The 14698-nt window shown below is 36.0% G+C and carries 15 protein-coding genes; 12 read left to right on the top strand and 3 right to left on the bottom strand.

The features are described 5' to 3' along the window. Positions 1–94 precede the first annotated feature (94 nt). From A9C19_RS15675 to A9C19_RS15665, 3 genes are all read left to right on the top strand, one after another. Positions 95–841 (top strand): hypothetical protein, encoded by a 747-nt coding sequence (locus A9C19_RS15675; RefSeq protein WP_072580812.1) that lies wholly within the window; start codon positions 95–97, stop codon positions 839–841. A gap of 186 nt (positions 842–1027) precedes the next feature. Continuing rightward, the gene (locus A9C19_RS15670; protein ID WP_072580811.1) at positions 1028–2053 is read left to right on the top strand and encodes a DUF2332 domain-containing protein; all 1026 of its coding nucleotides are present in this window, start codon (positions 1028–1030) and stop codon (positions 2051–2053) included. A gap of 73 nt (positions 2054–2126) precedes the next feature. Next, a complete protein-coding gene (locus A9C19_RS15665; protein ID WP_072580810.1) occupies positions 2127–2762 on the top strand; it encodes an HAD family hydrolase in 636 nt (211 codons plus the stop codon). A 202-nt stretch (positions 2763–2964) separates the two neighbouring features. Here the strand turns inward: A9C19_RS15665 and A9C19_RS15660 are convergent, their stop codons facing one another. Beyond that, entirely contained in the window at positions 2965–3429 is a 465-nt protein-coding gene (locus A9C19_RS15660) for a hypothetical protein (RefSeq protein WP_072580809.1), read from the bottom strand. A gap of 226 nt (positions 3430–3655) precedes the next feature. Between A9C19_RS15660 and A9C19_RS15655 the strand changes: the two genes are divergently transcribed. The 3 genes from A9C19_RS15655 to A9C19_RS21840 all read left to right on the top strand — a co-directional run bounded on the left by A9C19_RS15655 (position 3656) and on the right by A9C19_RS21840 (position 4976). After that, on the top strand, positions 3656–4159 hold the full coding sequence (locus A9C19_RS15655; protein WP_072580808.1) for a GNAT family N-acetyltransferase: 504 nt from the start codon (positions 3656–3658) through the stop codon (positions 4157–4159). A 96-nt stretch (positions 4160–4255) separates the two neighbouring features. Further along, positions 4256–4624, top strand: a complete 369-nt coding sequence (locus tag A9C19_RS15650) for a hypothetical protein (protein WP_072580807.1) — start codon at positions 4256–4258, stop codon at positions 4622–4624. A 184-nt stretch (positions 4625–4808) separates the two neighbouring features. Further along, positions 4809–4976: a hypothetical protein gene (locus A9C19_RS21840; protein WP_158515100.1), complete on the top strand. Its 168-nt coding sequence runs from the start codon at positions 4809–4811 to the stop codon at positions 4974–4976. 248 nt (positions 4977–5224) lie between these two features. Here the strand turns inward: A9C19_RS21840 and A9C19_RS15645 are convergent, their stop codons facing one another. Continuing rightward, entirely contained in the window at positions 5225–6238 is a 1014-nt protein-coding gene (locus A9C19_RS15645; RefSeq protein WP_072580806.1) for a S66 family peptidase, read from the bottom strand. Between the two features lie 256 nt (positions 6239–6494). On the opposite strand from A9C19_RS15645, the gene guaC reads away from it, so the two are divergent. Continuing rightward, complete coding sequence (guaC, locus tag A9C19_RS15640; protein ID WP_072580805.1) at positions 6495–7478, top strand: GMP reductase; 984 nt, start codon at positions 6495–6497, stop codon at positions 7476–7478. A 361-nt stretch (positions 7479–7839) separates the two neighbouring features. After that, positions 7840–8859, top strand: a complete 1020-nt coding sequence (locus tag A9C19_RS15635; protein ID WP_072580804.1) for a LacI family DNA-binding transcriptional regulator — start codon at positions 7840–7842, stop codon at positions 8857–8859. A 305-nt stretch (positions 8860–9164) separates the two neighbouring features. Here the strand turns inward: A9C19_RS15635 and yhfH are convergent, their stop codons facing one another. Further along, on the bottom strand, positions 9165–9299 hold the full coding sequence (gene yhfH / locus A9C19_RS15630) for a protein YhfH (RefSeq protein ID WP_072580803.1): 135 nt from the start codon (positions 9297–9299) through the stop codon (positions 9165–9167). 323 nt (positions 9300–9622) lie between these two features. Here yhfH and A9C19_RS15625 point away from each other — a divergent pair, with 323 nt between their 5' ends. The 4 genes from A9C19_RS15625 (at position 9623) to A9C19_RS15610 (ending at position 14693) form a co-directional block, all read left to right on the top strand. After that, positions 9623–10363: an MBL fold metallo-hydrolase gene (locus tag A9C19_RS15625; RefSeq protein WP_072580802.1), complete on the top strand. Its 741-nt coding sequence runs from the start codon at positions 9623–9625 to the stop codon at positions 10361–10363. Between the two features lie 11 nt (positions 10364–10374). After that, positions 10375–11367 carry a lipoate--protein ligase gene (locus A9C19_RS15620; protein WP_072580801.1) on the top strand — a complete coding sequence of 331 codons (993 nt, stop codon included), beginning with the start codon at positions 10375–10377 and terminating at the stop codon, positions 11365–11367. Between the two features lie 312 nt (positions 11368–11679). Further along, positions 11680–13236: a fatty acid--CoA ligase family protein gene (locus tag A9C19_RS15615; protein WP_072581919.1), complete on the top strand. Its 1557-nt coding sequence runs from the start codon at positions 11680–11682 to the stop codon at positions 13234–13236. Between the two features lie 446 nt (positions 13237–13682). After that, positions 13683–14693 (top strand): ABC transporter substrate-binding protein, encoded by a 1011-nt coding sequence (locus A9C19_RS15610; protein WP_072580800.1) that lies wholly within the window; start codon positions 13683–13685, stop codon positions 14691–14693. The last annotated feature ends 5 nt before the right edge of the window (positions 14694–14698 follow it).

Raw genomic sequence — 14698 nt, 5'->3', positions numbered from 1 at the left:
AGCCTTTTATTAATTTGTTTAAACAAAAATAAACGAGCCATTAATTCCAAATAAAAGATTAAAGAAGTTTAGATAGGAAGGGGGATAGAAGAATGTGGATAAGCAAATGGTAATTTCTCTCATCCTAATACTTTTCTTGCTAGTTCTATTTTTTGTTTATTTATTTGTTAAATATAAACAGGGGAAAATAGAAAAAAATCCGTTACTTGCTATTATTGTGAAAGAATGGAAAATATTATATTATGTTTTTTTTAATTGGAAAATTAAAAGAAGAAACAAATATATGCTTCACAAACATTCAAACTATTTTTGGCTATTTATTGCGCTCCTTCATGAACAGGTGATTGAAATGGTCCTATTTCATATTTACTTAAAAAAAGTAGATCCATCATATGCTAACATCTTCTCGGCTCTTCACATATATAGCATTTTATACATGATTGGTGATTATAATTGGGTGAGAAACACGCCTATTCGACTGGTGGATGATTATGTTGAAATAAAAATAGGTGGGAGAAGAGAGGTTTCTTTCCATCTCGCTGATATTGATTCAATTAAAAAGGCACAGCTTACATACACGAATAAAGGGGAAATCATTCAAGAAAAAGGAGTGTTTCATGCTACTAGTTTTCCTAGAGTGCTAACTAGTTTATTTGGGATCACGGATGAATTAAAGCATGAAATTACTTTTAATAAACCTATATATTCTACAGGGTATTTTGGACTTAAAAAACAGGTTAATAAAGTTCATGTCTATATCCATGAATCTGATCAATTTGTAGCTACTCTTGAAGAGAAAAGGGGGAAATTCAACGAATTAAGCTGTGGGAGATTTATTTAGGGTAGGAAAATGTGATGTGTGCTTTTATATATAGTAGCATGTCATAAGGTAAATAACGTTTTTCCTAAACAAGTAATAGGTTGCATAGAAGAATATAGTAGGAAGAAGTAGCATCGGAGTCTAAAAGTAAATTTCTGATAAAAGCAATATAAACTTGCTTTCGTTTCTTACAGAGGAGGCAACGATATGGACCAAGCTCACTTATCTCAAACATTTAGAAATTTTGCTCATATAGAATGTAAAGATTCCAGTAAATTATATGAATATTTATCGCTCAATATCGCTGAAGATAATGAATTGCTTGATTTATGTTTACATGCTAAAGAAGGCCAACCAGTCCCAAACTTATTATTTGGTGCAGTTCATTATTTATTGCTTAATGGAAGAGAACACGTATTAAGTCAATATTACCCAAGTGTTGTTGAGGATCCACTAGATGTGGATGGATCCTTTATTTATTTTAAAGAATTTTGTAGACAGTATAGACGTGAGGTTACAACAATACTACAAAGTAAGCTAGTCCAGACGAATGAAGTTAGGCGTTGTGCTTACTTATACCCAAGCTTTTGTTATATGTATAACAAAGTTAAAAAGCCATTAGCTTTAATAGAAATTGGAACTAGTGCAGGCCTTCAACTTTTATGGGACAAGTATAGTTATTCCTATGGTACGAATGAAATATACGGTGATCAACATTCCATATTGCATATAACATCTGAAATGAGAGGAGTAGAGACTCCTATATTACTGAAAGAATTTCCTCCAGTAGCTTCAAAGGTTGGATTAGACTTACATATAAGTGATGTACGAAATAAGGAAGATTATCTATGGCTAAAATCATTAATTTGGCCAGAACACAAAGAGAGATTAGAATTATTTGAGAGTGCTGTCATTTGTTTTAAAGAGAATCCTGTGGAGCTTTTAGAAGGTGATGGAGTTGCCCTTCTTAAAGACGTTATGAAAGGAGTACCAGATGAAACGCTGATCGGCATATTTCATACCCATGTTGCGAATCAAATTCCTGAAAAATCTAAGCGTATTCTCATTGAGAAGATTCAGAAAATGGGGGAAAACAGGGATGTTTTTCACCTTTATAATAATATGTGGGATAGAAAACTTCACCTTGATTATTTTATTGATGGTGTAGACTATAAAGAAATAATTGGAGAAGCTGATGGTCATGGCAGATGGTTTGAGTGGAATATAAAATAGAAAACCATTATTAATGGACAGAGAAAAAGTGTCTCAATTTAGTTTTTCAGATTTTGATAAAGGATGTGTAAATATGAAAGCGATTATTTTTGATTTTGATGGAACGCTTGCTGATACGTTACCAGTTTGTTTTTATGCCTTTCAAGCTGTATTTAGGGAGTTTGACAACAAAGAAGTTACACCAGAAGAGATAAAGGCCATGTTTGGTCCGTCAGAGACTGGAATTATCAGAGAAAATCTTATGCATTCAAATCATAAAGAAGCAATTGAATACTACTATGAGAAGTATAGTGAAAGACATGGAGACCTTGTTCTTGAAAATGAGGAGATGAATGATTTGCTCCAGTTCTTAAAAGAAGAAGGATATAAGTTGGGGATTGTAACAGGAAAAGCGAGCAGAAGTCTTCTTATCTCTTTAGATTACCTTAAAATGCATGGCTTATTTGATGTGATCATTACTGGTGATGATGTTACCATACCAAAACCACATCCAGAAGGCTTGAACAAGGCATTGGAACAGCTTAACATAAAAAATTCTGAAGCTATTTTTTTAGGAGATAGTGACGCAGATATTTTAGCAGGTAAACAAGCTAATGTCCTTACAATTGGAGTGCAGTGGTTACCGAACTATCAAACATTGGCGTTTGGTGTTCAACCAGACGAAATATTACATGACGTCAAAGCTTTTATAGAGTTACTTAAAAAATAAAGGGAAAATAGAGAAAAGACAACTAAGGACTGCTTAAACAGTCCTTTTTAGTTAGCATGAGATAGGAGGTAGGAACTAACAAATAAATTGAAATACAAGGAAGTATGATAGACGTACCAACTCTTACTTCTAAAGAAGCTTATGTATTTATTCTCTTATATTAAAAGGTACTTTCATCAATAGTCTATATTCAAAGCTGGTTTCAAGATTGTACTCTTCTAAGGGGCTCGACAAGGAATTTTTGATAGAAGTAGTTTACAATGGCAACCGTTATACTTAACAGGAAAAGTTGTTTTCTGCTCATTTTCACCATTTTATACACGCCTAGCTTCTCTGCAAGTGTAGTCAATGGATAAGCAAATAAGTAATCCGCGACAATATTGCTCATTAAATATAACCAAAATCGTTGGAAGGTCAACTTAAAAATCCAAAGATTAATGATGGTAAAAGGACCAAAAACAAATGAAACATCTGTTGCTAACTTAGGGAAAATAGGATATTTTACCTTCCACCATTTTAACTTCTTGGATAGCTCACTTACTAAAGCAATGACCAAATCACTAAAAACGATAGTAGGCAGGAAGCGCAGAAAGGATTTTCTCCCAAGCTTATGAATAGATAACCAAGGCAAAATAAGTAACAAATACATTTTAATTTTCTCTTTCATTTCAACCTCCGATATGGAAACTACATCATAATAAGGGTATTTTCACCTAAAATAGTATTTACTATTCAATGTATTTTTTAGTTATTACGGACTTTATTGGTACGGATGGAGATAATTATCGCACTATAAATTAGTTGAAATTGATCCAAGAAACTGCCTTAATACATAAATAGTGTTTAGGATCATGAGCAAGCATATCTTGGAAGGAAAGAGGAGAATGCAAATAATGTATATTAAATTATTAACACCATTAGATGCAAAAGAATATGGCGAATTACGATTAGAAGCATTAAGACATCAGCCAGAAGCTTTTCTAATGACTTATGAAGAAGTGGTAGATAAGGAAAATATCATTGACATATATAGGGAAGAATTAATGTGTGAAAATAGACTTACTTATGGGGCCTTTAATAATAAGGGTGATTTACTTGGCATTGGGACCTTGCAACTTGGACGACAAACTAAAATAAAACATAAAGCAAATATTTTAGCCATGTATGTTTCAGAGAGTGGGCGGGGTCTTGGAATCGGAAAGAGATTGTTGGAAGAGATAATCTTAAAAGCCAGATCATTCCAAATTGAACAACTGCATCTAACTGTAGTTTCCGATAATGATAGAGCTAAACGTTTATATTCAACTATGGGATTTAAAGTCTATGGGTTGGAGGAAAGGGCATTGAAATTAGGTGACCGGTATTGGGCTGAGGAACATATGGTGTTATACATATAAGTAGGAGGGGAGTTTATTTGAATTACCGAATCTTAGGAACCTTCTTTAAATATCTTCGTATATAAGAAGGAAGAAATAGCAGGGGAGGCCATGTTGATGCAATTACAACCGGAATTATCTAAGAATGTTGAAATTGTGACAAAAAGGGAATGGAGTGCGAAAAGGGTGCTCACTATATATGGACTTTTCACGGTATTCGCTTTAGTCATATCTATCTTTACTGTTCCGATTTCCATAAGTGAAAATCTGCAGCTGTTTTATAACGAAGAATTACTTTTAAAGTCTTATAAAATAAAGGAGTTTTTACTCTTTATATTTGGGAGTGCTTTTCTCTTTTTCTTCTTAGTTACTATTTATGCAAAAGGGAAAGGGTGGAATAATGTTTTTTATGTTACATTAATTCTCTTATTCGGATTTAGTTTGTTTATGTTTAGTCATCTTATTTTTCATTCAACACCTCATTAAACAGCAGTTAAATGGTGAGTAACCAGATTGATCCCCTAGTGAAACTCTCAAGATGGTAAGTTACTTTTAGAGGCTGGGACAAAACAAAGAGCCAGGCACTTCTGTCCCAGCCTCTATTTTTGCATGTAAACTCTCAATGAATTAGGCATAGTGATTAGCTTGTTATTCTATAAGAACAGTAGAAATGAAAATCTCATTACCGTTGCATGCATTCAATATCTATGATGCTATAGAAGGGAAGTCGGCGTATCAAATGATGGGGTTGTCTTCTAAAGGGAAGAAAGAGTGTTCTTATGGTACACTCAAAATAAATTTTGATAAGCAGCCTAATGATGAGTTATTAAAGAGATAAAGCTAGCTATACAAGAGTAACTAGCTTTGCACGAACGATTAGGTGATATCTCAATGAATAATCACTCAATCGTTCGGGATTTATTTGTTAGTGCCTTCGATTGTTAATTGCTAGTGTAATAGAGTTGAACGTACGTGTTCTTCCACAACATATTAATAAGTAACAACCGAGTCCAACGATAATCGTGCGTCTTTTTAAAAAAAAATTGAGTTTTGATCCAACTTCTTTTTACATCCTACCTGCTAAAACTACCTAAAATGCTGACGCACAGTCCCTTGACCATCCTGCGTCTCAACCTCAGCATATGCCCCATTGACAAAGGTTATCTGAGGTGGAACATGACCACAATCTATGTCATAGATAACTGGGATTTGTAGCTCCTCGGAAAGCTCCTGGTAAACGTCTTCAGCTGTATACCCGTTAACAGGGTGATTCGCTGGGCTTCTTCCAAACAAAATACCTGAACAGTGATGGAACCAACCAGCTAGCTTCATTTGAACCAATGTTCTGCGTAAATCAGTCGTATTGAGCGCGCAGTTCTCAAAATACCAAATCAGTGGCTCGTCAGAAATAAAATTATGTCTAAAGCTTGCAACATCACCATATGGTGTACCGATAAGATGCCTAATCACATCAATACATCCACCGAGAAGTCGACCCTCAATTTTGTGTGGAAGATTTGAGGCCGTTTTCCATTGCGTTTCCTCGCTCAAATCGAATATATAAGGTGTTGGGTTATCGAACTGCCATTCTTTTTGGTAGTTCTTTGATGAATGCTGTAGGACGGATTCACCTTTTTTTGTAGATAAGACAGAAGTCCACATGGCTGTTGTTTCATCTGAATATTCTCCTCTTACATCTACCAAATTTGTCCCATGTGCAGTTGCGATTCCTGTTTTTAACGTAATAGCTACTAATAATACGCTGAGATCTGAGTAACCCAATATCCATTTTTCCTTTAACGTTTCAAAATCTAGGTATTCAAGTATTTCAATTAGGAGTTCGCCACCCCATGGAGGAAAGATAAAATCGATTTGTTCGTCTTGCATCATCTTAGTAAGTTCCTCTGCCCTTACTTGTGCGGGTGAAGACCTGACTTTTTCCTGTGTCCAAACTGTATCTCCACAAACTACTTCATATCCTTGTGCTTTCAAACGCTTACTAGCCCCTTCTACAAGCTTGTGTAATTCGTTTGGAACGCCTGATGAGGGTGCAGTAACCCCGATTGTTGCGTCTTTCTTTAATAGTGGATATTTCATCATAAAACCCCCCTCTTGTTGCATTATTTTACCATTAAATATGTGGATGGAAAATGCTTTTTGTTACATGTTTGTGAGAGAGAATGTTTCGAGAGGGAATCGCTTACAAAATAAAAGGTCCTTCTCTCATTTAAACGTTTGATTTTAGAAAAAACAGCAAATAATCTTTGACAACGGGTGAAAAATGCAGTAAATTATTCAATGTACGAACATTTCATTTATTTGAAAGTAATAATATTCGTTTTTAGGGGTGCTATATATGGATAATGTGTTTGATTATGAAGATATTCAGTTGATTCCAGCGAAATGCGTTGTAAATAGTCGTTCAGAGTGTGATACAAGTGTGAAATTAGGTGGATATTCCTTTAAATTACCGGTCGTACCTGCAAATATGCAAACAATTATTGATGAGAAAATTGCTACTTATTTAGCAGAGAACGGTTATTTTTATGTGATGCACCGTTTTGAGCCTGAAACAAGAACTCAATTCATTCAAGATATGCAATCTCGTCATCTCATCGCTTCCATAAGTGTAGGGGTGAAAGAAGAAGAATATGCATTTGTTGAACAGCTAGCAAATGAACATCTTGTTCCTGAATTTATCACAATAGATATTGCGCACGGACATTCTAATGCTGTTATCTCAATGATCCAACATATTAAAAAGCATTTACCTAAAAGCTTTGTCATTGCAGGAAATGTTGGAACACCTGAAGCAGTTCGTGAATTGGAGAATGCTGGAGCGGATGCGACAAAGGTTGGTATAGGACCTGGTAAGGTGTGTATTACGAAAATTAAAACGGGATTTGGAACGGGAGGCTGGCAGTTAGCTGCACTGAGATGGTGTGCAAAAGCTGCAAGTAAGCCAATTATTGCTGATGGTGGAATACGTACACATGGTGATATTGCGAAGTCAGTGCGATTTGGTGCGACGATGGTGATGATTGGTTCATTATTCGCAGGTCACGAGGAATCTCCTGGTGTGACAATTGAAAAGGATGGAAAGCTCTTCAAAGAGTATTTCGGATCTGCTTCTGAATTCCAAAAAGGTGAAAAGAAGAATGTAGAAGGAAAGAAAATGTATGTAGAACACAAAGGGGCTCTACAGGATACTTTAACTGAAATGGAACAAGACCTTCAGTCCTCCATTTCATATGCAGGTGGAACCAATCTAGATGCAATCCGTCATGTTGATTACGTAGTTGTGAAGAATTCAATCTTTAACGGTGATAAAGTTTATTAATAGAATAACAGAATGATTCCAACAAACAGCGGGTTGTGTACCTGCTGTTTGTTCATGTTTAGCTGAAATGATGGTATTTTCGAAATTGGCTCATTTATTTTCGCTTTTAGAGAAAGTATTTTCGGATCTTGTTAAAGTATTTTCGCTTTTAAACCTCTTATTAACGGAAATCAATACTTTATTCACTTTACGACAAAATCCAACAATTTTCACATACTCCACTACGTCCAATGATAATTTTTTTAACAAATCATGTAAAAAAGGATTGAAATTAATTTGATATTTACATATAATAGTTTGTGAAAACGTTTCCAACGGTCGAACAAGGTGGGCAACATAGAGCCTATGGGGAGGGAGAAATTTGTCTACCATTGAAGATGTCGCGAAGCTAGCTGGTTTGTCAAGAACCACTGTATCGAGAGTTTTAAATGACCATCCGTATGTATCAGATGAAAAGAAGAAGCTTGTTCAGCAGGCAATGGAGCAATTGGGGTTTGTGCCAAACTCTGCAGCGAGAAGCTTAAGAAATCAGAAGACAGGCATTATTGCAGTGCTTATTCCTAAAATTTCTACCTCTTTTTTTAGTCAGTTACTTGACGTGTTAGAAATGAAGGCGTCTGATAAGGGGTATCAGCTGATCATTTGTCAAACACAGTATTCAAAACAGAAAGAGAAAAACTATTTGAATTTATTAAAAACAAGACAAGTTGATGGCGTCATCATGACTTCCTTTGAGAATGAATGGTCTGTAATCGATTCCTACTTACAATATGGTCCAATTGTTCTTTGCAATGAATATGTAGAGGATGCTCACATACCGATGGTGTATATCAATCAAGCTAAAACAGGCTATATGATTGCCAAGCATTTACTTGAGAGAGGACACACGCAAATGGCCTATTGTTCAAATGGGATTGTAAGTGAAGGAATGGCTGCCAGAATACATGGTTTTAAGTCTGCACTATCGGAAGTAGGCTTATATTTGCATGAAAAACTTTATTTTGAAAAGGCTTCCACTTATGAAGATGGAAAGAATGTGTTCGCACAAATTCTCAAGATGCAAGTGAAGCCAACAGCCATCTTTACCGGAAGTGATCTTGTTGCAGCTGGAATCATTTCAGAGGCAAGAACAGCAGATTGGCGTTTACCAGGAGATTTAGCTGTTGTAGGTTATGATAATATGGAGATCGCAAAGTTGCTAGAACCAATGGTGACAACAGTTGTTCTTCCTGTAGAAGAAATGGCGACAAAGGCGATGGATGTAATGTATGAAAAAATACATAATAAACACTATCGATCTTTGGAAAAACATGAATTTCTATCAAAGTTAGCTTTAAGAGAATCGACCATCTATCGTAGAAACCTGGTAGCGACATCCTAACAACTACCAATGTTGGGGAATTTAAAAACGCATCCACAGAGTTTGCGAACTTAAGGGCTTCGGACTGATCATATCCGAGGCCTTTTTTTGTTCTGATTAAAGGAATCCGCCTAGCAGTATGGCGCTTGAGTGAGGAAGGGTGACTTTGAAGTGTGTAGGTGTATCCTACTACGAAAGAACGTAAGTAAAAATAAAAGACTGTAAACAAGTCCGATTGATCGGGCGTGTTTACAGTCTGAGAGAATGACGGATCAAGAAACTAAGAAGAAATTGTAGTATGAGTGTTTTATAAGAAGAGATTGTTCTTATAGATCAATAATATGCAAGCATTCGTTACATGTGTTGCCGTAGCATTCATGCTGTTCTTCCATTTCATTTCCACATTCTTTACACTGTTTTTTAGGTAAATTTCTGAAAAATTCTGTTAATTTTATGATCATTTGGATCGCCTCCATGTCATTTGTTACTGTCATTGTATTATAACAGATTAGAAAGTGTCAATAACTGTTTTGTAACAACCAAGCCTAATTTGAACGAAATTTTTGTTTAGATCGGGGATTACATGATAAATGGGTAATAAGTTTTGTTTTGAAACAATGTTTTCAAATGCATTGTTATTTTTGGCAAATCCCCACGCACTACGCTGTAGTTAATTTAGAGATGATAGCATGACTGCTTCAGAAAACAGCCTTTTGTAAAGACGCCTTTTGTTCTTGTATAATGGAGATAGGATTGGAGCTTTACAAGAGAAAGGGTGGAATGTATGCAAGTAAAGGTAATTGGGTATTGGGGAGGTTTTCCTAAGGCTGGAGAAGCAACCTCAGGTTATTTACTTGAATCAAATGGTTTTCGTTTACTAGTGGATTGTGGAAGCGCAGTCCTTTCTAAGCTTCAAGAAGTCATATCTATTGAACAACTAGATGCGGTCATTTTATCGCATTATCATCATGATCACATTGCAGATGTTGGTCCATTGCAATATGCAAGCCTAGTGACATCTATATTGAATGGTGAGAATAAGACGATTCCTATTTATGGTCACAAAGAGGATCAAGAATCGTTTGATAAGCTTACATATAAACAAGCAACAAAGGGAATTGCATATGATCCAAAGGACTCAATAACAATTGGTCCATTTACCATTTCATTTTTACCAACCATACACCCGGTTCCTTGCTACGCCATGAAAATGACAGACGGAGAATCAACTATTGTATACACGGCAGATACGAGCTATAAGGAAGAGTTGATTTCATTTTCCGAGCAGGCTGATTTGTTACTAGCAGAATGTAGCTTTTACGAATATCAAGACGGGACAAATGCAGGTCATATGAATAGTACCGAAGTTGGTAAAATAGCGGAAAGCAGTCAGGTGAAGGAGCTGTTATTAACTCATTTACCCCATTTTGGGAATCATCAAGATTTAATAACAGAAGTACAAAAGCATTATAAGGGACACGTTTCCCTTGCTTCAAGCAAGTTTGAATGGACAAAAAACATGTAGGAGGGAATCCTTTGTTATTTATTGATAATCAAGGTATTACAGATCCAAGAATAAATTTAGCTATAGAAGAGTATGCGGTCAAGCACCTCAATCCAGATGAAACCTATCTATTATTTTACATAAACGAGCCATCCATTATTATTGGCAAAAATCAAAATACAATTGAAGAAATTAATACAGCTTATGTAGAGGAGCAAAAAATACATGTAGTGAGAAGACTATCAGGTGGTGGAGCTGTTTATCACGATAAAGGAAACTTGAATTTTAGCTTTATTACAAAGGATGATGGAGATAGCTTTCATAATTTTAAAAAGTTTACAGAGCCTGTTGTACAAGCTTTAGCAAAGCTAGGGGTTCAGGCTGAATTGAGTGGGAGAAATGATATTATAGCAAATGATGGGCGCAAAATATCTGGGAATGCCCAGTTCTCTACACGCGGAAGAATGTTTTCACACGGTACCTTGTTATTCGATTCGGAGATCGATAGTGTCGTTTCAGCCCTTAAGGTGAAGAAGGATAAAATTGAATCAAAGGGAATCAAATCAATTCGAAGCCGTGTGGCCAACATTAGTGAGTACATGGAAGACAAGATGACGATTGAACAGTTTAGAGAAATGCTTCTTCTCTATATTTTTACAGACTTTCATGACATCCCAATGTATGAATTAACGGAAAAGGATTGGAAGATCATTAACGAAATTTCACGAGAACGATATCAAAATTGGGATTGGAATTATGGGAAATCACCAACATTTAACTATCAGCATTCACACCGCTTTCCAGTTGGCCAAATTGATGTACGTCTAGAAGTGAAAAAAGGAGTCATTGAACATTGTAAAATTTATGGTGATTTCTTTGGAGTTGGTAATGTGGAGGATGTCGAAGAAGTCCTAACGAACATCCGTTATGAGAAGGATCATATTGAAGCAGCTCTAGAAAAGATAGATGTAAAAATGTATTTTGGAAATATTGAAAAGACTGAATTTATTAACCTGATCTACTAAGCTTTCTGAGGACAATCCTTTATGTCATGTAAGGTGTCCTCTTTCTTTTTCGCTTTTCTTTGTGTGAAATCCATTCCATAGATTGTCAATCGTTCGACCTTTCCCTATAATAAAGGTAGAATATTTCTTTATTTATGTAGGCTTTTTTCGTTCTTACATGAATTGTTAGGTGTATGTAGTGTGTTAAATACGCATCTTTCATTTAGAAGGGGGCCTTCGTTAATATTCTATTTTGCAGCTATGGACTGGGAGAGGATTTTTCATAATCAAAAAATGAATGGTTGTTCATTCATTTATCGGAGGGGTGGAAAAATGAATTTATCTTCACGTTTATCACAAACGGTACAGGAGCATGGTAAAAAACCAGCTATTGTGTTTGAGGGCAAGGAAACATCGTATTATGAGCTAGAAGGAGCAATCAATAAGTTTGCAAGTAGTTTAACGGAGTTAGGGATTACCAAGGGAGATCATGTAGCGCTCGTTTTAGGGAACACACCATATTATGTTATTTCCTTATATGGAGCTCTTCGCGCAGGTGCGACCGTTATTCCGATTAATCCAATTTATACACCAGATGAGATTGCTTATATACTTAACAATGGTGATGTAAAAGCAGTGATTACACTTGATTTACTTGTACCACTATTTGAAAAGCTAAATCACGTATTACCGACGGTAGGACATATTATTTCATGTGAGACACCACCAAGTGATCAAAAGCAAGGTGTGGATGTAACACAGCTTTCTATTTACACAAAGTTGAAATCGTTTACAAGATTGCTTGAGTTAGGGTCTGTCGAATTTGGTGGTCCACATTTACAGGAGGATGATGTAGCAGTTATTTTGTATACATCTGGTACGACAGGCAAGCCAAAAGGTGCGATGTTAACTCATAAAAACTTGTATAGTAATGCTATTGATACAGCGAATTACTTAAAGATTAACAATGAAGACATAGTTGTAACAACTTTACCGATGTTTCATGTCTTTTGTTTAACTGTTGCTTTAAATGCACCACTTATGAATGGTGCAACACTTCTTATTGTTCCGAGATTTAGTGCAGAAGGAATCTTTAACTTAGTAAAGCAATATGAAGCCACAGTTTTCGCAGGTGTACCTACCATGTACAATTTTCTGCTTCAGTATGAGAATGCAAGTATAGAAGATTTGAAGACATTAAGACTATGTATCTCAGGTGGTGCGTCCATGCCTGTCGCCCTATTAAAAGGCTTTGAACAAAAGTTTAAGGTGATGATTTCAGAAGGCTATGGACTGTCAGAGGCCTCTCCAGTGACTTGCTTTAATCCTTTGGATCGTCCAAGGAAGCCTGGTTCAATCGGTACAAACATCGTGAACGTTGAGAATAAAGTTGTGAATGAATTGGGAGAAGAGGTTCCAACAAATCAAGTAGGAGAGCTCGTAGTAAAAGGACCGAATGTGATGAAGGGGTATTATAATATGCCTGAGGAGACAGCCCATACAATTCGCAATGGCTGGCTGCATACGGGTGATTTGGCTAAACAAGATGAAGATGGGTATTTTTACATCGTTGACCGTAAGAAGGATTTGATCCTTGTTGGTGGATATAATGTTTATCCAAGAGAGGTTGAAGAAGTATTATACAATCATGAAGATGTTGTTGAGGTTGCGGTGTTAGGGGTGCCGGACCCTAATTTTGGAGAGGCCGTTAAATGCTTTGTTGTTTCTAAAAATAAAGATTTAACAGAGGCTGACTTGCTTCACTATTGTAAGGAGTCTTTAGCTAAATATAAAATTCCAAGCTCAATTGAATTTTTAGAGGAGCTACCGAAAAATACGACAGGGAAGATTTTAAGAAGGGCCTTAAAGGATCAAGTTTTACAAAAATAATATTGTAAAAGAATAGTAGAAGAGGCTGGGACAAAAAGTGCCTGGCACCTTAACGTAACAACTATATGTACGCATGATTTATCAAGTGGACATAATAGATGGGGTCGGAGGGTGCCTGGCTCTTTATTTTGTACCAGCTTTTTTTCTTGTTTGCTTAGGAAACTATGCTATGTATCGATTGGAGCTTTTCGCTTTGACATCGAGCTTTTTAGAGACTAGCTTCTTGAGGTTATCATTCTAAAGGGAACCAGTCTGCCTACATTTTTCCTTGGTTTCTAATGAGAGTCAAGCTTTACAACTACATATAGCAAAGAGATCAACTACCTAGAAAGGTTATTATAAAAATATTCAAAATATATTGAAGTATTTCTTTTTTTCTGTATAATTTAATCAATAAAAGCATAAAAGCGTAAAAGTGATGAAAAAGTATACAAGGGGGAGTTACCATGAAAAAAGGATGGAAAATTGGTAGTAGCTTTGTTTTAGCTAGTTTCCTAGCATTAGCAGGCTGTGGATCAAGTGAAACAACATCAGAGGGAACAGAGAGTGAAGGTAGCTCAGGCTCTGAGGGAAAAACATTTAAAATAGGTGTAAACCAAATTGTTGAGCATCCATCTCTAGATGCGGCTTTAGAAGGGTTCCAAGCAGCACTTAAAGAAAAGGGTCTGGAAGTAGAGTATGATGTTCAAATTGCTCAAGGAGATCAAAATAATAGTCAAACAATCGCAACTAATTTTGTTGGGGACAATGTAGATCTTATTTTTGCAAACTCCACTCCTAGTGCACAAAGTGCATTAAATGCAACTGATGAAATCCCAATTATTTTCACTTCTGTAACAGATCCTATTGGTGGTGGCCTAGTAAACAGCTTTGAAGAACCGGGGGCAAATATTACAGGAACTACAGATACACATCCTGATGCCATTCCAAATACAGTGAAATTTATTGATGAGAATATCGAAGGTAACAAAGTTGGAATGATCTATAATTCTGGAGAACAAAACTCAGTAGCTCAAATTAATTTAGTGAAGAATGCAATGGAAGGTACAGATCTTGAAGTAGTAGAAGCATCTGTCTCAACCTCTGCTGAAGTTAAGCAAGCAACAGAATCATTAATCGGTAAAGTGGATTCATTATATGTCATTACAGATAATACAGTAGTATCAGCTTTAGAGAGTGTGATCGGTGTAGCAGCTGATGAGGATATTCCGTTATTTGTTGGTGAATTGGATTCTGTTGCGCGCGGTGGCTTTGCAGCATACGGATTTGATTACTACGATATTGGCTATGAAGCAGGTGAAATGGCAGTCAGTATTTTAACTGGTGAAAAGAAAGCAAGTGAGGTACCTGTTCAATATCCACAAAAGCTAAAGCTTCAAATTAACGCAAAAGCAGCTGAGGACATGGGAATTGAAATCAAAGATGAGTGGAAAGAAGAAGCAGAAATCTTAGAATAAAGGTG

The sequence above is a fragment of the Bacillus weihaiensis genome, from assembly GCF_001889165.1.
GTDB lineage: Bacteria > Bacillota > Bacilli > Bacillales > Bacillaceae > Metabacillus > Metabacillus weihaiensis.
Note: the sequence above shows the minus strand (reverse complement) of the source record. Positions and strands in the feature narration are given on the sequence as shown.